The sequence below is a fragment of the Streptomyces sp. NPDC001156 genome (assembly GCF_053598275.1).
The window spans coordinates 1-19612 of sequence record NZ_JBSFJX010000144.1 but is presented as its reverse complement, the minus strand read 5'-3'; the positions used below and the strand labels follow the sequence as shown (position 1 = coordinate 19612).

General features: G+C 66.9%; 16 protein-coding genes and 4 pseudogenes. 12 read left to right on the top strand and 8 right to left on the bottom strand.

Annotation, left to right across the window (positions count from 1 at the left end; genetic code table 11):
• Positions 1-189 (top strand): annotated as a pseudogene (locus ACWDA7_RS38105) (hypothetical protein); the annotation flags it as partial.
• Between the two features lie 111 nt (positions 190-300).
• On the opposite strand, the gene ACWDA7_RS38100 reads toward ACWDA7_RS38105, so the two are convergent.
• On the bottom strand, positions 301-747 hold the full coding sequence (locus tag ACWDA7_RS38100; RefSeq protein ID WP_450610709.1) for a winged helix-turn-helix transcriptional regulator: 447 nt from the start codon (positions 745-747) through the stop codon (positions 301-303).
• Between the two features lie 321 nt (positions 748-1068).
• Here ACWDA7_RS38100 and ACWDA7_RS38095 point away from each other — a divergent pair, with 321 nt between their 5' ends.
• From ACWDA7_RS38095 to ACWDA7_RS38085, 3 genes are all read left to right on the top strand, one after another.
• Positions 1069-1326 (top strand): hypothetical protein, encoded by a 258-nt coding sequence (locus ACWDA7_RS38095; protein ID WP_450610707.1) that lies wholly within the window; start codon positions 1069-1071, stop codon positions 1324-1326.
• Positions 1327-2094: 768 nt separating this feature from the next.
• The gene (locus tag ACWDA7_RS38090; protein WP_450610705.1) at positions 2095-2322 is read left to right on the top strand and encodes a helix-turn-helix domain-containing protein; all 228 of its coding nucleotides are present in this window, start codon (positions 2095-2097) and stop codon (positions 2320-2322) included.
• An 87-nt stretch (positions 2323-2409) separates the two neighbouring features.
• On the top strand, positions 2410-2694 hold the full coding sequence (locus tag ACWDA7_RS38085) for a hypothetical protein (RefSeq protein WP_450610703.1): 285 nt from the start codon (positions 2410-2412) through the stop codon (positions 2692-2694).
• Positions 2695-2805: 111 nt separating this feature from the next.
• On the opposite strand, the gene ACWDA7_RS38080 is transcribed toward ACWDA7_RS38085, so the two are convergent.
• The 5 genes and pseudogenes from ACWDA7_RS38080 to ACWDA7_RS38060 form a co-directional block, all read right to left on the bottom strand.
• Positions 2806-3207, bottom strand: coding sequence for an SsgA family sporulation/cell division regulator (locus ACWDA7_RS38080; protein WP_450610701.1), 402 nt, complete (start codon positions 3205-3207; stop codon positions 2806-2808).
• 286 nt (positions 3208-3493) lie between these two features.
• The gene (locus ACWDA7_RS38075) at positions 3494-3919 is read right to left on the bottom strand and encodes a hypothetical protein (RefSeq protein WP_450610699.1); all 426 of its coding nucleotides are present in this window, start codon (positions 3917-3919) and stop codon (positions 3494-3496) included.
• A 533-nt stretch (positions 3920-4452) separates the two neighbouring features.
• On the bottom strand, positions 4453-4872 hold the full coding sequence (locus ACWDA7_RS38070; protein WP_450610697.1) for a hypothetical protein: 420 nt from the start codon (positions 4870-4872) through the stop codon (positions 4453-4455).
• Positions 4869-5704: pseudogene (locus ACWDA7_RS38065) on the bottom strand (DNA helicase); the annotation flags it as partial. The pseudogene ACWDA7_RS38065 and the gene ACWDA7_RS38070, both read right to left, overlap by 4 nt.
• A gap of 166 nt (positions 5705-5870) precedes the next feature.
• Positions 5871-6419 (bottom strand): CGNR zinc finger domain-containing protein, encoded by a 549-nt coding sequence (locus tag ACWDA7_RS38060; protein ID WP_450610696.1) that lies wholly within the window; start codon positions 6417-6419, stop codon positions 5871-5873.
• Between the two features lie 123 nt (positions 6420-6542).
• Between ACWDA7_RS38060 and ACWDA7_RS38055 the strand changes: the two genes are divergently transcribed.
• The 3 genes from ACWDA7_RS38055 to ACWDA7_RS38045 all read left to right on the top strand — a co-directional run bounded on the left by ACWDA7_RS38055 (position 6543) and on the right by ACWDA7_RS38045 (position 8495).
• Complete coding sequence (locus ACWDA7_RS38055; RefSeq protein ID WP_450610694.1) at positions 6543-6968, top strand: hypothetical protein; 426 nt, start codon at positions 6543-6545, stop codon at positions 6966-6968.
• A 312-nt stretch (positions 6969-7280) separates the two neighbouring features.
• A complete protein-coding gene (locus tag ACWDA7_RS38050) occupies positions 7281-7595 on the top strand; it encodes an Ohr family peroxiredoxin (RefSeq protein WP_450610692.1) in 315 nt (104 codons plus the stop codon).
• Positions 7596-7649: 54 nt separating this feature from the next.
• Positions 7650-8495: an alpha/beta fold hydrolase gene (locus ACWDA7_RS38045; RefSeq protein ID WP_450610690.1), complete on the top strand. Its 846-nt coding sequence runs from the start codon at positions 7650-7652 to the stop codon at positions 8493-8495.
• Between the two features lie 183 nt (positions 8496-8678).
• Here ACWDA7_RS38045 and ACWDA7_RS38040 read toward each other — a convergent pair whose 3' ends face one another.
• The gene (locus ACWDA7_RS38040; protein ID WP_450610688.1) at positions 8679-8921 is read right to left on the bottom strand and encodes a hypothetical protein; all 243 of its coding nucleotides are present in this window, start codon (positions 8919-8921) and stop codon (positions 8679-8681) included.
• Between the two features lie 465 nt (positions 8922-9386).
• Between ACWDA7_RS38040 and ACWDA7_RS38035 the strand changes: the two are divergent.
• Positions 9387-10491, top strand: a pseudogene (locus tag ACWDA7_RS38035) (IS630 family transposase).
• Positions 10492-10539: 48 nt separating this feature from the next.
• Here ACWDA7_RS38035 and ACWDA7_RS38030 read toward each other — a convergent pair.
• Positions 10540-11469 carry a LysR substrate-binding domain-containing protein gene (locus ACWDA7_RS38030; protein WP_450610686.1) on the bottom strand — a complete coding sequence of 310 codons (930 nt, stop codon included), beginning with the start codon at positions 11467-11469 and terminating at the stop codon, positions 10540-10542.
• 119 nt (positions 11470-11588) lie between these two features.
• Between ACWDA7_RS38030 and ACWDA7_RS38025 the strand changes: the two genes are divergently transcribed.
• The 4 genes and pseudogenes from ACWDA7_RS38025 to ACWDA7_RS38010 all read left to right on the top strand — a co-directional run bounded on the left by ACWDA7_RS38025 (position 11589) and on the right by ACWDA7_RS38010 (position 19236).
• The gene (locus ACWDA7_RS38025; protein ID WP_450610685.1) at positions 11589-12446 is read left to right on the top strand and encodes an enoyl-CoA hydratase/isomerase family protein; all 858 of its coding nucleotides are present in this window, start codon (positions 11589-11591) and stop codon (positions 12444-12446) included.
• A gap of 339 nt (positions 12447-12785) precedes the next feature.
• Positions 12786-13277: pseudogene (locus ACWDA7_RS38020) on the top strand (PaaI family thioesterase); the annotation flags it as partial.
• 237 nt (positions 13278-13514) lie between these two features.
• Positions 13515-15983 (top strand): hypothetical protein, encoded by a 2469-nt coding sequence (locus tag ACWDA7_RS38015; protein ID WP_450610683.1) that lies wholly within the window; start codon positions 13515-13517, stop codon positions 15981-15983.
• 1 nt (position 15984) lies between these two features.
• Positions 15985-19236, top strand: a complete 3252-nt coding sequence (locus tag ACWDA7_RS38010; RefSeq protein WP_450610681.1) for a hypothetical protein — start codon at positions 15985-15987, stop codon at positions 19234-19236.
• Positions 19237-19612: the final 376 nt, after the last annotated feature.

The window sequence follows — 19612 nt, the reverse complement described above, 5'->3', positions numbered from 1 at the left end:
ATGGCCTGGGACACGCAGGTCCTGCGCGGCAGCAACAAGGCCATCACTCCCAAGTACACCGAACTCATGGCCGTGGCCGTGGCACTGACCACCCAACGCCGCCTTGATCATCCCCGTCGATGGCGGGGCGGGAACTGGCCGCGGCGACGGAGCGGGTCCCGGCTGATCGGCGAGCGGTCGGAGGCCTAGACGATCCGGGACCTGTTCGAGCGGCTGGCCGACTCCTGCGAGCCCCCGAGGGCGGAGGCCCTGCGCCTTCATCGATGTGGAGCGGTGAAGCGGTTTTGAAGCAGTAGGCCATCAGGCCTCGGGCCCCGTATTCATCACGTACGTCAGGTCTTCGGCGGGCAACTCACGGCCGTCGTCGTCGAGGAACCCAACATGGACGGCCTGACCGGTGGAACGGGAGCGCCGCAGAGCGGAGGGCCCCGACGGGCGAGGGCGGTGGCGGTCACCCCACTGCTGGAGGGCCGCCAACACGAGTCGCAGCTCACACCCGGCCGGAGTGAGGTGGTAGCTCTGGCGATGCCGGCTGCCCGGCTCCTGGTATGTCCGCGTGCGCAACACGCCGGCCTCGATAAGAAGTTTGAGCCTGTCACTGAGCAGGTTCGGCGCGATACCGAGGGACGACTGAATTTCGGCGAACTTGTGCTTGCCCCCGAATATCTCGCGCAGCACCAGGAAAACCCAGCGCTCGCCGAGCACCTGCAGGCTGCGCTCGATGGAGCAGGCTGGCGCGTCGTCCATGGGACCGGACACCTTCTTCGTCGATGGCACTGCCCACCTCATACATCGCTGCCGAATCCATGCGCGTGCCCACGCGGCTGCACGGCATGACTGGATTATACACCTGAGTATCTGTTCGCTATTCAGCTGTCGGGGTGTCCGGAACGTACTGCGCGGCACGCCCTCGAACCCGGAGGGCGCATTACCAGGTCGGCGCCGACCACGTCGCTGCAACAGCCCGTCGGGGAAACCCTTGCAGAGCCGGCCTGCGCCGATTCGTGGCCGCCCTGAACCGATAGCCCGCGCGCCTTGAGACGCCGTGTCGCCGATTTGACATTGAGGATGACGGCGATAATCTCAATCTGGAGGTTACCTAGCATCCAGATTCAAGAAGACGCTGCGATCGACGCTTACGACGCCAGCCACACAACCGTTCTACTGGTCGACCCCTGCAACGACCTCCTCTCCGAGGGCTGCAAGACCTGGCCGCGGCTGGAGCCCGTAGGAAAGGAGGTCGGCCTGCTGGCCAACCTGCGTTCCGTGGTCGGCTCCGCCCGCGAGGCCGGCGTGCGCGTGGCGTTCGTCCCGCACCGCCGCTGACAGCCGGGCAACTACGAGACCTGGGACCACAGCGGATTCAGGAGGGGCACCGCTTCGCCGGCGCTTGCCCTCGGCGCGCTTCCGATCGTAAAGCTGGCGGGACTCCTCGCAGGTGCGGACGCTGACATGACGCATTTCGTTGCCCTTGCCGGAGCGGTAAGCGGATGGCTTCTCAGGCCCTGTAGCCGTGTTGAAGGATCACGATGAATCCGCCTCCAAGAAAGAGGGCGACTGCTCCCAGAACGATGATTTTTGTGTGGTCGCTCATTTTCCTACTCGTGTTCCGTGTCGGGAATTTATGGCAGTCCGCGCTGCGGTCCCGTGGGACTGCTGCGTGATCTACTCAAATGCCGTGCGTCTGCCAACTGCTGCTTGTTTGCTCATCGAATGCCCCCAACTGTCGTCGCCTGTTGACGGGTTGGGGGTACCCGGTCGCACGGGCCAAGCCGTTCGGGCGTTCGGACCCTGCGACGGCAGGTTAAAAAACGCCCCCTTCACGGGCGCTGCGGGTGCCGGTGCTTGCGTTCACACGATTTACGGTGCATCGAGCAAAACGAAAGGTCCAGTTACTTATTCTGGGAAACAAAGAAGGATTGCTTCATGGAGTAGGGGACAGCGGAGCAGACCTCGATTTCGAATTCCGCGGCGGCCCCACGGATCAGTGAGATCTGGGCTGCTTTGGCAGCCGCGTAGGCGGCGTTGTTGCGGACTCCCGCCATGCCGGCGGCCGAGGTCACGTAGCTGTCACTCGAACCGGGGGGTGAGTCGGTGGATCGCATTCCTGGATACATCATGGCCGCCGCCCGAATAGCCTTCGCCGAACAGGGCCTGAACGCTTCTCTGGAGGGCGTCGCCCGCAAGGCCGCAGTCGCGATCGGAACGCTCTACCGCCACTTCCCCAACCGGCTCGACTTGGTCGAAGAGCTCTTCACCGCGAAGTTCCTCTCGGCGCCGCCGAGAGGCCGCAGCCATGGACGACGCCTGGGAGGGGTTTGAGGAAAGGCTCTGTGAGCTGCAGGCCTGTGACCGCGTCTTCAACGACTTGGCACAGTGCGGCTGCCTGTCCACGCCCTCGGCAGGAAAATGTTCGAGCGCACGAAAGAACTGGGTGCTCAGATCTTCCGCAACGCCCAGGAGCAGGGTCTCCTCCGCGACGACATCACCCCGGAAGACATCGTCTTCGTGATCTGGTCTCAGGCCGGGATCATCCAGACCACACGCACCGTCGCCCCCACCGCCTGGCGCCGCCACCTTCACCTGTGCTCGACGCCTTCCACGCCGAGTACGTCCACGAGCTGCCCGAGCATCCGCTGCCCCCAGCAGGTCGAGCGAACCCCCACCACTCTCGAGTGCCCCGAGAAGGCATGACCCGCCACGGCAGGCGAGGTCACCGGGCAATAGGACATACAGCAAGCCCGAGGCCGCGGTCGGCAACCGCAACCTCACACCCAACGGGGCGCCACCATCCAGGGCAGGCGTTCAGCTCCCCGCCAGCAACTGTGCCAGCTCGGCGTCCAGGTCGAACCGGCTGGACTCGGCCCCTGGCGGCACCACGGACCGCGTTTCGCGCAGGAAGGATTCCACGCCCCGCGCGGGGAGTTCGAGCAGGGCCGATCCCGCAGGCGAACGAAGAGCGATGCACAGCGCATCGCGTCCCGCGCCGCCCGTCGGCCACATCCGCACATCTGCTTGCCCGATGTGTCCGCGCAGGGCCCGAGCCAGCATGTCACGGCTGAGGAACCACTCAACCGTCCCACCCCGGCCCAGGGAATAGAAGGCGGCACGGACAGCATAGGGATCATCCGCCTCGTACCGCAGTGCTACACGCATCGACACCGACACGTGTGACACGAGAAGCCGCACGGGCAGCTCGTACGCCACGGTTCGTTCCGATCTCACCTGTGCCTCACTCACCTCTCCCCGCTCGCCGGGCACTCCGATCGCTCCCCGTGCGCTTCGCGGCATGAGACATGGCGGCATGGCAGCGCAGCCGGAAGGATCGGAGACGAAAACAGCGCACGCGGCCTCCGCGTGTACCCGGTTCGGCCGGGAAGCGATCTCATCAGCCCGGGCCTGACTCCGGCCCGGCCAGCGGCCATCCAACGGCACGCAACCCTCAGGCCGCGTCCTTGCGACTCGTCCAGCCGACCGCGTGGTCTGGGCGGCATCAGCGGTGGTTCACGTACCACACGAACTGATCCAGGTACCAGCGGTCGACATCGACGTCGGGCCGCCACGTCACCTCGACCCACCGGTCCCCATCCCAGACGTACAGGTGGCGACCGTCCCACCACTCTTCCCACCTGCGGTGGTGGTGCCGGCCATGGTGGTGACGTCGACGGTCGTCGTCCGTGTACCAGCCACGGTGTCCCCGGCCGTCGCCCCGTTCCCCGTGGTGACCGCTTCCGTACCCGTCGTCGCGGTAGCCGTCACGTCCGCCGTCGGTCCCGAAGGCGGCGATCGAGGACTGCGCGCGCTCTACGGACGCCGAAGCCGTCGCCGCTGACGCCGAGCCGCCGGCACCGAGAAGGGCTCCGCCCGCCATCGCCGCAGAAGCGAGAGCGATCGAGACGCGCCTGATCCACCTGTTCATAGTCATCTCCTTGTGACATGCCGCGATTCCGCCAACCAGGCGACCGCAGGCCATGTCCGTGATCTGCGATCCGGAAATTCCGAATCAACCGGGTGCCGAGCGACGAGGGATCCGGAGGGGATCCCATGTCCATCAGCTTGTCTCCCGGCCGTCGGTTCAACTGCTTGCCCTATGACAATGCAGGCCAGGTACCGGCGGTGGAACGCCTGGCGGATCCCCGTCCCCACAGGGCGAGGCTGCCGCTCCATGGGCACCGGCATCGACTCCCCCACCGGGCTGCCGGTCTACCGCACAGGGCACAGCATGGAGACGCACAACGGCATACAGCAGTGCGCCGTCGCGCACAACAGACGCCTCCAGGGCCCAGGGCGGGATGGGCGAGTCGGCTGGCTGTTCCGCACGCTGCACGACATCACTCCATTGGTTGTTGAGCTTCTGGCGGCGGGACGGCGGCCGCGTCGCACGTGTGACGTCCAGCCAGCCGGTCCGCTTGGACCCTGCTCTCTCTTGCTTCCTCAACAACGGCGCGGTCGTTAGCTCTGCCCGGTTTCCCGGCTGTGCACGGAGCCGTTGATGATCGTGATTGCGTGGTGGGACCAGGCACCGTGGCAGCTGTCGCATACCGCTTTGATCCAGCCGGCCGGGGCGTCGCTGCGCGTTCTGCGATGTCCAGATGCTCCGCAGAACTCGCAGACCGTCGCGGATTGTTCTTCGGCTGCGGTGACAAGGGCTCGCGTCTCGGCGCGCGCAGGGACCGTGGTACCGGTGATCCGGATACGAGCGGCGCCGAGTTTCTCCCTCAGGTCGTCCACCTGATAGCCCGGGTCAAGGGCGAGGAGTTGTTCATGCAGTCGCAGGAGCAGGGGATGCCAGCCCGGCCCGACCGCGCTCAGCTGGTCCGGCAGTTGCCGTGCTGGGGGACCGTGCCCGGCTTGAAGACCTTCCGCGCTCATTTTGAGGCCCGGAGCCTCTCAGCCCTGATAGGGCCAGGCATGCGGGGACCGTTGCCAGCTGCGGCGTTTCCGTCCGGGTGGTGGTCAATCCACGACAGGCCGTCATGGCCATGCCCAGGCGCTGGCGTGTGCAGGTGACGGCTACGTAGGCGAGGCGGGCCTCGCTGTCGTCTAGGGGCCCGGGAATGGCGCGTCCGTTGGCGTCCTTTTGATCGCTGTCCCTCGGCGGGGTGAAGTCGTCAGCGATTCTCCCGCAGTCCCATTCGCGTCCCTTGGCCTTGTGGGCGGTGGAGACGGTCACCTCGGCGTACTGCTCGAGGGCAAGCGCGCTTACGGCGTTGAGGATGGCGTCGGAGCCGTGTTTGTCGACAAGGTCGAGCAAGCATTGCAGGTCACGGCCGGCCGGATCGTGGGCGGCGTAGTCCTGGGGCTCTCCCCAGGTCGGGAAGAGGAGGAGTTCGGGGTGGGTGGTGCGGCGGCCTTCCTTCAGGTCGCGGGCGGCCAGGGCGAGGGCGCGCAGTCCCTCCCCTCCCCCAGCGAGGGCGACCCGCTGTCCGTCCGCCATCAGGGTCATGACTTGGGCTATGGCACTGGCGTTGGTGCGGCACAGGACTGCGTCGGGGCGGGTCACGGCGCCGAGTTCGGTGGGCACGGATGGTGTGCCGGTGAGGCGGACGGGGGCCCCTGCGATGTGCAGCCAGCGGTTCGCCTCGCGGGCGAGGTGGGGGGCGAAGCGGACGGACTGCGACAGCGCCAGGTGGGTGTCGTCGAAGCCGGTCATGACGTCCTTGGCGTCGCGCCAGTGGTAGATGGCCTGGGCGGAGTCGCCGACCTACCAAAGCCCTCCGCATCGGCGACCACGAGATCTCACAAAAGACCCTCTCCAACACCACCCTGCGCACCGTGGCCCGCCCTCGCCGGCCTCCACCTGCGCGCCTCGATGATCTGGATCAAAGACCTCACCCGGACCACCTGTTGATCACGACTCGATACACGCCCTAGTTGCTCGAGCTGCGCTGGCGTGCCCGGAAGGCGGCTGCTTTGACACGGTTTCCGCAGGTTCTCATGGCGCACCATTCCCGTCGGTGGCCTCGGGAGCGGTCGAGGTAGACCTGGGTGCATTCGGGGCGTCCGCATTCGCGTAGCAGCGCCGAGTCCTCGCCGCCGATGATCTCGACGGCCTGGCGAGCAATGGCCGCGAGGCCCTGTGACGCCGATCCGGATCGGCTCGTGCCGCCGGGCACGAGTTGCATCACCACGGGCGGTTGTGCCGCGTGCCCGTTCACGACGGCGACTGCCGCAGCTGGGAGCTGCGCGCCCGCGAGTCGTGCTTCGACCAGTGAGTAGATCGATTCCCGGAGTTCCAGGGCCGTTTCGAGGTCCGACGCGTTGGAGCCCGGCGTCGTGTCGAGCATCTGGGACTCGACGAACCAGGAGTCGAGAAGTTCGGGGGAGCCGAGCTTCTCCGCCGGTACCGGATTGCGTCGAGCGCGCAGCGTGCCCAGGAAGTCCAGGGCGAGTGTTCCGCACGGAAAAGCATGGTTCATGTAACCAGTCTGACCGGTGACCGGCCGGATTTCAAGCATGGGTAACCGGCTTGACGGGTTACTTCGATCCATGCGACAGTCATCACCGTTCAGAGCGGTTACTTTCTATATGGGGGACGCCACATGGCCGTCGCGCGTTTTCATCTCATCTCCTCGCTCAGCCCGCCAGAGGCGCTGGCGGTGCTGACCGACTTCGGTCCCGCGCGTGCCCGGAACTGGCCCACGATCGACGCCGAGCACCTCACGGTCCACGCGATCAGCGACACCTGGGCCGAAGTGACCGAAGGCACCAGCTCCGCATGGGAAAGGGCCCGCTACGAGTGGGACGCCGCACAGGGAACGGTCATCATCACCACGCACGAGTCGAAGGCCTTCGGACCTGGTGGCGGGTGGGTCTTCCGGCTGTCCCCCGAGGGCGACGGCACGCGGATCGACATCGAACTCACCCGTCACGCCAGCACGCTCAAAGGCAAGATGCTTGTCCCGCTGCTCCCCCTCATCGCCTCATCCCTACGCAAGTCCTACCGACAACCCCTGAAGGCCAAGTAGCCCCACCCGGGGGAGCCGCGCTGGGCCTGGCATGCCCGCCTCGCGCCCGCGCGGAGGGCATGCCACGGGGAGCGGCGGAGAGGTCACGGGGGCGTAAGGCGACGATCCAACCCATCTCCGCGACCTCTCTGCGTCACCTCATGAACAGGGGGCGCAAGAAGAGTCCCCTCGAGAAGGTTCGGCCCACGAAATGAGAAACGTTACGGCAGCCACATGCACCGCCGTCGTGCACGTGACCGGCGAGGGCCGTAAGGCGGCCGCGTCCGCTCCGATGACGACCGCCCGCAGACGGCTCCGGCCCTTCCGAAGGAAATGGGCGGGGCCGGAGACGCCACCAACCCCGGGCAGCTTTGCGCCGCCGGCTGGGGCTCCTGCTCCCTCGGCTCCGTCCGCCTTGTCGCCGCCGAGCGCAAGGCCAAGCTGACCAGCACCGCCATCACCACCGCGATCACCCTCGCTCAAAGCGACCACGGCGGCTTCGGTCTCGCCGCCATCCTCAACCTCGAACTCGGCGGCATCGACCAGGAAACCACCACCGAGCTCGGCAACGCCGCCCGCCACACCTGCCCCTACTCCAAGGCCATGCGCGGCAACATCCCCGTCACCCTCAACACCACCGCGGTCTGACCGCACCAAGCCACACGGCCAGGTCTGCCTGGCCGTATTCGAAGGAGAGTCACCATGAGCCTCAAGGCTGTCTTCCGTCCGACCCGCAAGCACGCCGCCGCTCTGGGCGCTGTCGCGGGGGTGGCAGCGCTCACCCTGACCGTCACCGCTCCGGCCAACGCCGCCAAGGCCGAGCACCGCCTGGAGACGAAGCCCACGGTGGTGCTGGTGCACGGCGCCTTCGTCGACGGCTCCAGCTGGAACGGCGTCATCGAACGCCTGCAGCACGACGGCTATCCGGTGGTGGCGCCGGCCAACCCGCTGCGCGGGCTGACGAGCGACGCCGACTACCTCAAGAGCTTCCTCAAGAGCATCAAGGGCCCGGTCGTGCTGGTCGGCCACTCCTATGGCGGCTCCGTGATCAGCCAGGCCGCCGCCGGCGACCCGGACGTCAAGGCGCTGGTCTACATAGCCGCCTTCGCCCAGGACAAGGGCGAGACCGTGGCGGAACTGAACAGCAAGTTCCCCGCAACCGAGCTCGGCTCCGCCCTCAACGCCGTGCCCTTCCCGCTGACTGGCGGCGGAACCGGCACCGACCTGTACGTCAAGGCCGACAAGTTCCACGACGTGATCGCCGCCGACGTGCCGACGTCGGTCACCGACCTGGCGGCCGCCGCCCAGCGCCCGGTGGCCGCATCCGTCTTCGACGAAAAGCCCACCGAGGCCGCCTGGAAGACCATCCCCTCCTGGGACCTGATCACCACCCAGGACAAGGCCATCGCACCGGACGAGCAGCGCTTCATGGCCAAGCGCGCCCACGCGCACACCGTCGAGATCAACTCTTCCCACGCCGTCCCGGTCTCACATCCCAGTGCCGTCACGCGCCTCATCGAGCAAGCCGCACAGGCCACCGTCCGCTGACACCTGCACGACCGCGCCGCGTCCGCCGGCTCCGGATACCGGAGACGGCGGAGGCGAGCGCCCAGGCGGTCCGTAGATCGCCGAGACGACACGACCGCCGGGCCGACACGTCCGGCTCGGCAACGTCATCGGCCTGTCGTACGCGGTACGGCCCACGCCGGCACTCATCGGCTGAAGACGCCCTCAGGAGGCGGTGCGCTGGTCATCGGCGTTGCGGGCGGCGCGGACCTGGTCGGCGCGGGCCCGGGTCCAGGTGCAGAGGACACCGGCCGGTCCGCGGTGTGGGACATCTGCCAGGACGCCGCGCACCAGCTCGTCGAGTATCCGGCGGACGATCAGGAGCCCGCACTCGCCGCGCAGATCAAAGACGTTGCTCGCTGTACGGGCCTGTGCTTTGCGCAGCAGATGCTGGCGCGGCCGAGGCATGGGCGCACCCAGCCACGGACCGCCGTGCCCTCAGAGAACTCCTCGTCGAGTCGGGCCACGATCGGCTGCCGGAGGAGGAAGGAGGACCATACCGATGGGAGAGATGAGGGACCACGGCCCCCGAGACAGACGAACGCCAACGGTCGGACTCGGCCCGCTCCGGCGCAGGTGACCGCGGGGACCTCTGGTCGGACGACAGCCACAAGGCGAAGGGCGGCGAGGGGAATTATGAGACCAGGACCTCGACGATGCCGGACGGCCACCACCACACCGAGGGGAACCCCAAAGACGACGCCAGCAACAAGTCACTACATCTCACGAGTCCGGGACTGACCTCTCAGCCCGGCGGGGAGTCCCGCGGGCAGCCGTCTTCGCCTTCGCCGTATGGGCACCCTCGTACTCAGGTTGAACTCGTGGAGTCCGGTGGCCCGTGATGGTTCTTGATCGTTGCGGTACGACGTCGTCATGCGGTACGCGCATGGGGGCGGGCTGACGCCCATGGAGCAGGAAAAGTGGCAGCGGGTGCGTCTTGAGGCGGCCGAGCGGTTCGCTCGGGGTGAGAAGACCGAGGCCGTCGCGAGCAAGCTTCGGGTGACGTCGAGGTCGGTGCGACGTTGACGGCGGGAGTGGGAGGAGGGCGGTACGGACGCCCTGCGCTCGAAGAGGCCAGCCTCGGTGGAACGGCTGAGCCCCGGACAATGGGAGCGGCTGGAGCGGGAGTTGGTGCGGGGCCCGCTCGCGCACAGCTGGGACGACGCGTTCCAGGGGTGGACGCTGAAGCGGGTCAAGCTGCTGATCGGGCGGATGTTCCACCTCGGGTACACGATCCAGGGCGTGTGGAAGCTGTTGCGGCGGCACGGCTGGTCCGCGCAGGTGCCCCTGCGGCGGGCCGTCGAACGCGACGACGAGGCGATCGAGGTGTGGAAGGCCGAGGTGTGGCCGCGGGTAAAAGGACCGCGGCGGACCTGGGCGCCCACATCTGCTTCGAGGACGAGGCAGGCCAGGGGCTGAGGCCGCCGAAGGGACACACCTGGGCACCGCGCGGAGCCCGCCCGGTGGTACGGGTGCGCGGCCGCAACCGGGGACGGGTCAACATCGCCGGCGTGGTCTGCTACCGCGCCGGACACCGCTCCCGGTTCTTCTTCAAGCTGCACATCTGGCATGGGCGCCGGGGCGAGCCGAAGGCGTTCTCCTGGCGACAGTATCGCGACCTGATCGTCATGACCCACCTGCAGCTCGGCACCCCGGTGGTGTGGTGCTGGGACACCTGAACGTGCATCTGGTGAAGGAGTTGGCGGACTTCGCCGAGGAGCACAAGGACTGGTTACGGATCTTCCAGATGCCGTCCTACGCGCCGGAGCTGAACCCGGCCGAGGGGATCTGGTCGCTGCTCAAGCGGCATCTGGCCGACTTCGCCGCCGCCGACCTCACCCACCTGACCCGCGTGATCAAGCGGAAGCTCAAGAAGATCCAGTACCGGCCCCACCTGGTCGACGGCTGTCTGCCACCCACCGGTCTGACCATGGACGACGACGCGATCAGACCGCCGGACGCCACGAGTTCAACCTGAGTAGCTGCCTGGAGGGCGGGGGCACTGCCTTCGCCGAGCAGCTGGACGTTACGGTCGCGGCGGGTCACGCCGCTGTGCGCGGATCACTTCCAGCACGCGGAGGACTGCCGCGTCGGCATCGGGACGGTATACGGCGAACACCGTGGTCTCCAGATACGGAGATGACCCTCGCACCGGAACAAAGGCGATCCCGGGGACGCCGAAGTCCTGCAGGCCTTCAGCCAGCAGACTCACGCACAGTCCGGAGGCGACGTAGCTGAGCAGGCCGCTGAGGTCGTCGGCAACGGCACGTCTGCGGGGAGTGAACCCTGCTTGACGGCAGGCGAGGTGAACCTGCTCGGCCAGGGCGGGAAGGGCCGTCACGTTCGGAAGAACGAAGTCGTGGTCGCGCAGATCCTCCAGCCCGATTTGGTCGGCCTCGGCCAGCGGGTGATCCTGCGGCAGAGCCGCGGTGAGGCGCTCGACGGCGAAGACCTCGCTGGCCAGATCGCCCGACAGGGTAGAGGCGTCGCGCAGGTACCCCAGGTCCAGCGTGCCGGAGCGCACCTTCTCGGCGATGGCGACCGATGAGTCCTGGTGCAGGTGCACCCGCAGCCCGGGCATCTCCTCAGCCACCGCCCGCAGCAGTCTGGGCACGTAGAGGTGGCTGAGGATGGTCACGTACCCCACATGGATGTCCCCTTCCAGGCCGCTCGCAACACGTCTGACCCGCTCGATGGCAGCCTCCTGCGCATCGAGGAGCCGCCGCGCGTCCAGGACGAAGGCCGCACCTGCCGAAGTCAGACGAACACCTCCCGGGCCCCGCTCGAACAGCCGCACACCCAGACCGCGCTCCAGGCGCTGTATCGACTGGCTCAGCGGCGGCTGGCTCATGCCAAGTCGTTCCGCTGCGCGCCCGAAATGCTTCTCGTCGGCCACGACCAGAAACTGCTCCAACAGGCGTACGGTCAGCGAAATATCATTAAGCATATCGGCCATTACTCCATCATATATTGGACAGGATGACGGAGGTTAGTGTCGACTGGTCCGGAAATCGCACCTCACCGAGTGCAAAGCCGGTGACCTGCGCGAACTCCTATTAAGGCAGGAGGATCAATATGAGCGACGTGCACGACATGGCGGCCCCCGTTCACATCAGCGAGGAGACGCCGGCCTACTGGCGGGTCCTGTTCGACAACCCGCCCCTCAACGTGGTCGACCAGGCCGTGTTCGAGGCCCTGCAGGACCTGCTCGCACGAATGGACGCCAGCCCGGACCTCCGCGTCGTCGTCTTCGAAAGCGCGAACCCCGACTTCTACCTTGCCCACACCGACATGACCGGGAAGTCAAGGAACTACACCAACAGCGGTGGTCCTTCCGGCATGAACATCATTACGGACACCCTCGTCCGCCTCACCAAGTCCCCCGTGGTCAGCATCGCGAAGATCCGCGGCCGCGTCCGCGGCCTGGGCAGCGAATTCGCCCTCGCCTGCGACATGCGCTTCGCCTCCCGCGAGAACACCATCCTTGGTCAGCCCGAGGTCGGCGCGGGAGTCATCCCCGGGGCCGGCGGCACGGAGCGTCTTCCCCTGCTCACCGGCCGAGGCCGCGCGCTGGAAATCATCCTCGGCGCGGACGACTTCGACGCCGACACTGCCGAACGCTATGGCTGGATCAACCGGTCCCTCTCGGACAGCGAACTGGACGGCTTCGTCGACACCCTCGTACGACGCCTCGCCTCCTTCGACCGGCGCCCGATCGAGGCGGCAAAGAACCTCGTCAACCAGGTCTCCCTGCCCTCCGTCGACAGGCTCCTCGACGGCCGCAACGCCTTCCTCGGCACCCTTGCCTGGCCCGAAACCCAACAGCGAGTCGCCGCCCTGTTCAAGCGCGGGATGCAGCAGGAAGGCGACCTGGAGAACCGATTCGGCGCACACCTCGCCGATCTGCTCGACGACCACCCCAAGGCCGTGTAGTCAGCCGGCTCCTGTCCCCCGGCCCGCAGCCCCCCGGACCGATCCAGCCGGACTGCTGTGGCATCGCTCAGCAACAACTGACGCCGCTCACGGCCGCAGTGAGTGGTGTGCATCGTGAAGTGGCAGGTCACGGGCCTGGTGTGGTTGCGTGCCCGGGTGCTCGTGCTGGTCGCGCGCGGCAGTCTGCCGTGTAGATCGTCGGGCAGGGAGGTCTTCGCGGATTCTGGTCCGTTCCAGCCGCGAGGCTCCTACGCCCCGGGCATGGTGGACCCCGAGGTACTGGAACGGATCGCCGCGCGCCGCGCGGAACTGGACGGGCTGGAAGAGAGGTACGAGGACATGGGACGGACACGGACGTACGAGTGGGAGAACCCCGCGGTCACGGCGTCGGGCGTTGGCCTTGCCTCAGGTCTGGACTCCCTGCGGGAGATACAGGCGGGTCGCATCCCGAGGGCTCCCATCGGGGCCACCTTGGGCATCTCGCTGGACGAGGTGGACGAGGGCCGGGTGGTCTTCTCCCTGATACCGGGCGAGGAGCACTACAACCCGATCGGCAGCGTTCACGGCGGCGTCTACGCCACGCTGCTCGACTCGGCGGCCGGCTGCGCCGTCCATTCGACGCTTCCGCTCGGCATGGGCTACACCTCGATCGACCTGGCGGTGAAGTTTCTCAAGCCGATCAAGGTGGACACGGGCCGCGTGCGGGCCATCGGCACCGTGGTCAGCCGGGGCCGTCAGACTGCCCTGTCCGAGGCCAGGCTGGTCGACGCGCGGGACCGACTGCTGGCCCACGCCACCAGCAGCTGCATGCTGTTCCCGCTGCCCGCTGCCCGCAGCCAGCGTCGGAGAGGCGCGCCGCGGCAAGTGACGGCTCGTGCAGCGGATTCGCCGGCGAGCCGCCGCCGTGATGCGAGGAGTTGCCCTCCGAGATCCTTCCGTTCGTAGCCCCCGCCCTCCAGGCAGGACAAGGTCACATACGCGCCGGTTCGGCCGAGCGCCGCCGATGAGAAGTCCGGCGCCGTCGTCAAGCGCATACGCGGGCTCGATAAGATCGCGTTCGCATCGGCGTTGCAGGCACGGCCCCCCGAGGTGGCGGCGATCGGGGCAGGCGGGGACGGTGCAGGGCGCGTCGGCGAGGTCCTCGGCGTCATCCTCGAGGCCACCGCGCCCGCCTCGCGCGCCACGTGGCATAAGGTCGCCAATGTCTCCGCGGAAGACCTGGTCGTCGCTGGCAACGCGCTTGCGGCGTACCGGCGGGGGCGCCGCGCCGAGTTGGCCAAGCGGGCCGACGGCCTGACTGCGGACTTCGCCGCCTACCTGCGCTCGAGCATCGGGGCATCGCCGATCCTCACCGTTACAGGAGGCAGGGCCGCGGCGCGGCACGACGTTGAGCGGTTAGCCGCCTTGCCGTCGGCCCTCAAGGACCCGCGACTCACACCGGCGAATCTCAAGCCGAGCTTCTCCGCAGCCTTGGACTGGGCGCGAGTGCGTGACCCCAACCGGGCTGACGGGCTCGTCGCCGCGGCCCGCGACCTTGTCGGGCGCCGTGCGGACGTCTCGCCGTATACGAGCGTCATCGACTGGGACCGCTTCACCGCCGCTGTCATCGCGACGCTCGACGACACCGGCGACTGGACGCAGCAGCTGACCGACGGGTTCAACGAGCGCATGAAGGTGGAGCCGATCGGCCGGCTGCACCTCGAGCGCATCGACATGACCCCAGTCGGGGTCATGCGCGGCGAGCTACTGCACTCCATCGGCTTGGCGCCGACTGAGTCGGTAACGCTCATCCACCGGGAGTGGTCGAGCCGTGAGGTCGACTTCGAGAAGGTCGTGACCGACGAGTTCGAGCAGAGCGCCGAGGAGGACGTCACCGAGAACACCGAACTGGTCAGTGCCACCGACACGACGGCGCGCCACTCCTCGGCGCTGTCCATGGAGGCAAGTGGCTCGGCGAGCTATGGGTTCGGGTCCGCGAGCGCTTCAGTGGGCTACAACTCCACCTCGGACGACGAGACCGCCAAGCGGGACAGCCGCAACCACTCCATCTCGGTGACGCGGAAGGCGGCGGCGCGCACCCGCAAGGAGCACAAGACCACCTTCACCATCAAGCAGCAGGCGGGGGTCGAGGACCAGTCGGTCCGCACGATCACGAACCCGAACCCGACCGAGCCCATGCGCGTCGACATCCACCAACTCATCCGCGATTGGCAGGTTGACCTCTACCGCTACGGCCTGCGGCTCACCTACGACATCGTCGTCCCGTCGCCGGGCATCGACCTGCTCGCGAATGTCGACGAGCTGCGCCGCATCGACCACCAGCTGGGACAGAGCTTCACGTTCACGCTCCTGCCGTCCGACATCACCCGCGACAAGTGGCCGTCGCTCGCCGCACAGTACGGCGCTGACGTCCCGCCGCCCGATCCCGAGACCCTATTGCTCACACAGGAGTTCACGTATCCGCAGCGCAACGAAAGTGACGCCGCGCCCCCGCGGTTCGACCCGCTCGAGTTCGACCTGCCGGCGGGGTACGTTGTGCGGCAGGCGTCCTTCGCAGCCTACTTCACGCTCTACTCCGGCGGCCACTTCGACGTGATGGAGGACAGCGCCGCGGACGTCGGCCACAATGGGCCGGAGGTGTGGTCCTACATCGTCACCCTCGACCAGCTCAACGGCCGATCGGGGCACCTCACCGTCATCATGTTCAGCAACGGGCTGCAGTCCGGCTACGCGCACGCGACGCTCGAGGTGGCGCAGGGCGAGGAGGCCTGGCGCGCCTGGCAGAACACGGCGTGGGCCGCGATGCGCAAGGGCGCGGAGGACCTCTGGACACAACAGCAGCTGGACCTCAAGGAGCGTCGCGACCGCATCGCCGAGGACCTGGCGAACTGGGACCCGCTCACGCTCCGCCGGATGGAACGCGAGGAGGTCATGAAGACTACCCTCAAGTGGATCTTCGGGCCGACATTCTCGCTCAGCCCGAGCGATGTGTTCAGCCTGTACGGCGGTGACCCGGGCGGCCTCGACCGGCTCGAGCCCGTCGGGCTGACGCCTGAGCAGTGGGCGGAGGTGATGGGCTTCGGGGAGTTCATCAAGTTCCTGCACGAGGCCATCGAGTGGGAGAACGTCCTGTTTTTCGTCTACCCCTACTTCTGGGACAGCCCGCGCAACCATGCGCTCAAGTTGTTTCTGCAGCACCCTGACAGCCAGCACCAGCAGTTCCTTCGCGGCGGCGCGGCGCGCGTCGTGCTCACCGTGCGGCCGGGCTTCGAGGAGAGCTTCACGAAGCTCTTCGAGACCGCCGACCCGAATGGCACCCTGGACAATCACCATCCCTACCTGACGATCGCCCAGGAGATCCAGAACTATGCAGCGACCCACTACCCCGGCATCCCGGGGGCAGTCGGCGGGCACGCGCCGAACCCGGACGCCGTCGAAAAGGCCGAGCGCGGCGAGCTCATCGCCGAGTGGCACGAGTACACGCCCATCAGCGCCACCGACATCACCGTTAACACGCCGCTGTCGGAGCTGAAGTGAAGTGTCTTCCAAGGACGATAAGCGCGGGAAGGACCTAGCCGAGCTCGCGCGCCTGCTCCTTCTGTGGCTGCAGGACAACGAGCTGCCGGGCACCCAGGGTCTCCGCGGAACGCCGCCAGGTGACTTCGAGCTCTACGCCGGCACCTACCACGAGCTGCAGCGTAACCAGAAGCGCGTGCTGGACAACCGGATACTGCCCCACCTGTGGGACGGCGAGCCGGACGAGTTCAGACGCTTCCAGCAACTGCGGCTCGGCGTCTCACACCTGCTGCTGGTCGACAACCCGAACCACGTCGTGCAGCTCCCCGACGGACGGCGGTTCACTCAGAACCGCATCGTCGAGGCTCAGCCCGGAGGGCGGCTCGACCGCGAGGGCGCGCTCGTCACCGTCGCGCCGGAGCTTGACAGCCGCGACGCCGACGACGAGACGCTCGGCCGCGTCCGGAACTACGACGTCTCCGCCGTATTGCGCAGGGTTGACATGGTGTGGGACGACGTCGCGGAGGCGGTACAAGCGGGCTTCCGCTACCCAACCCTGCTGTCGTACGACCCTCCGCGACTCGCCTACGACATGAACGTGAAGGACATCATCGTCCCGGCCGGCACGGACCCACGTGAGTTTCGCGACACGCTGTACAACACAGCAACGTACGAGAACCGCCGACGCATCGCCGAGGACGGCGGCGACCACTACAACAAGTGGCAGGCGGACAGGCCACGCAGCCCGAAGCGGCGCGACTTCCGGCCCACGCTGCTGAGCGACAAGTACCTGAAGGACTGCTTCACCGAGTTCGTGATGAAGAAGGGCGACGACGTATTGCTGGTCGAGCTGCCGGCCGGGCGCGCGTTCTACCGGCTGCTGCGCGACGACCGGCGGCCGCGGCGAAAGCCCTCTGACGCGCTCACCGTGCGGCAGCTGCTCGTCATCGGGAAACTCGACCCGCGCTCGGCGGCGCAGATCGCAGCAGATATAGCGCAAGGCGTCACGGACACACCGCTCGTCGTCCCGGTCCGCGCCGTCCTGTTCCACGTGCTCGAGGGCGGCCACGACGTTCCGACCGTTCGGCGGGGGAAGCTCGACTACTCCGGCGGGCCACCCACGCGATTCACGATCGACTACCGCGCCTACGTGCGCTGGTACCACGGCGACAGAGTCGATCTCGGGGCCGACGAGAACTGGTTTCAGAGCTTCGTCGACACCTTCTTCGCCGACGCGGCCTACATCATCGACCTGGAACATCCGCAGCCAGACGTCGACCTCACGGGGCAGGTAAAAAAACCAGACTTGGACCGTGAGGAGTTGTTCCTCAAGCCGCTGCGCGCCGCAGCCGCGACCGCGCAAGGTCCAGTTAGGACGCAACTGCAGCAGCTCGTTGAGTGGTGCAAAGAGAGCCCGTACCGCTTTGTCTTCCTCCGCGGTACCGACTTCGGCCTCGCGGGCAAGCCACACGAGCTCATCGGCATCGCGCCGAGCGGCGATGTGTACGAGTGGCTCCCGCACTTCGGCGTGGTCACACGCATGAGACTCGCCGACTGGTTCCAGGACCTGCGGATCCGCCTCTTGGCCGAGCAACTCTATCGGGACACCGCCGGCCTGCTGCCGTTTATCGCGATCGTCACCTGGGGCGGCGTGATCGTCATGACTGGCGGCGTCCTCGGTATGGGCGGCGTACTCGGCAACCTGGCCCGCCAAACCGTGCGTGAGCTCGGCGTCCAGTTCGCCAATAAGGAGATCACCCAGGAAGCCGCGCGCAAGGCAGCACCGTTGTTGGCCGCGGCAATCGTCGAAGGGGTCGTCAGCATCGTCAGCATGCTGCCGGTGAGTGACAGCCTCGAATACAAGATCAGCCTCCGGTTCCTGCATGGCTTCTGCGACGGCTTCAGCAGCGGGGCCATCACGCACTACCTCAGCGAGGCGGACGAGCGGCTCAAGCACGCGGCCGAACTGGTACCGGAGGTCGCAGCCAACGTCTGGACCAAGGGCGGCTACCGGGTCTACCTGATCTACCGCAAGGTTTCCGTGGCGTTGGACAAGCTGGCGCTCGTCGTGCAAACGGTCCAGGTGCTCAGCAACGTGCAGGCACAGCGTATCGCCGACCAGCTGAGCAAGCTCAGCGAGTCCGTCGGCACCGGCTTCCTCGTCATCCTATTCGTCGTCGTATACATCAACTTCCTGGTCACATCGAAACAAAACGACCTCGACGCCTGGGTCGACCGCCAGCGCAAGACGCTGCAGCACATGATCAAAGAGACCGGCGACGAGATAGTGAACTACCTCGACGGTCTGCGCGCCGACATCGCGGACCTGAAAGCGCAGGGCGCACCGGTCACGAGCGACGTGCTGCACAAGCACGACGAAAAGCTCCGCCAGGTCATCAAGGACAAGCTCTCGCAAGGCGCACACGACGTCGCTGGCGTCGCGGACTTCCTGGTGCTGCTGCTCCGCGAGATGGGCGTGGAGAACTGGGAGCAGCTCAGGAACCTCGACCTCGAGGACCTCCTCGCCCGGGGCTGGGCCGCCCTACCCAAAGCGACGTTACTCCCTGAGGTCGCGGAGAAGTTCGGCCACGCGCTCGGCGAGCTGGCCGGGACGATTATGCTCGAGCGCCGCCTCACGCCGAAGTCCGTGCGCAAGGGCAGCAGCGGGATCTATAACCGGGAGCCACACAACGTGGCGAAGCTGGCGCTCAACGGCGGCATCTGGCGGGCGTTGTGGCGCTTCGTGCTGTTCCCGTTCCGAGATTTGAGCTCGGTGTCCGACTCCATGCGTAAGGCACTGGAGTCGCAGGACGTCGGCAAGGCGACGACCCCAGGTGGCGCGACGTTCTCAAAGATCTCCCACGGCGACACGGCCTACCGGCAGTTGCTGCTCGACCTATTGGGCGACTCCGAGGAAATCTCCCGACGCATCATGAAGCTCGCCGAGGACGAGGGGCTGAAGGACCGTATCAGCCAGCTCGTCACTAGCGTCGCCGCCGACAAGCTTCCGCCACACTTCGGTGAGCTCATCAATGGCGAGCACCCCGAGTGGCCTGGCGACGCAGTGATGTTCGTGCTGTATACGTGGCTACGAATCGGGATGAACCACCTGCTGTCGGCGTTTGAGCTGATCCACGACGACAAACCGTTCGACGGCAAGTTCAAGATCGCGGACTTGCTCGACGTGCTCGGCATCGATGTCGACCTGAAGGACAAGGAGGCGCTCGCCCTCAAGGCCCTGACTTGGTTCACCAGCGCGGTTGCCAAGCAGTAGGGCGTCGTACCGCTCAGTGAGCGTCGTCCAACCTGAAGGTGCTGGTCACAAGTCTGGCGTGGGCTGCGAGTGGGGTGCTCATGCCGGTTGAGGGTGTGATCGGTAGCAGGTGATCATCTGGCGTGTGTCCGGTTCGCTGGAATCGCGGTGTCGGGTCGTAGCGGCCTCCTACGCTCGGCCCACTGCGGTGACCTGTACGAGTGATGGACGGGGCCGCGCGGGGCGAGACGCTGAATCGATGAGGGGTTCAGGGGTGGAGGCGGCCGTGGACAGCATCAGCCCAACACCGTTGCGTTTACCGGCGACGACGAGATGCAAGTCCGTTGTCCATGATCTGGATCTGGACGTTGAGGGTGTAGGTCTGGGCCTGCTGGGG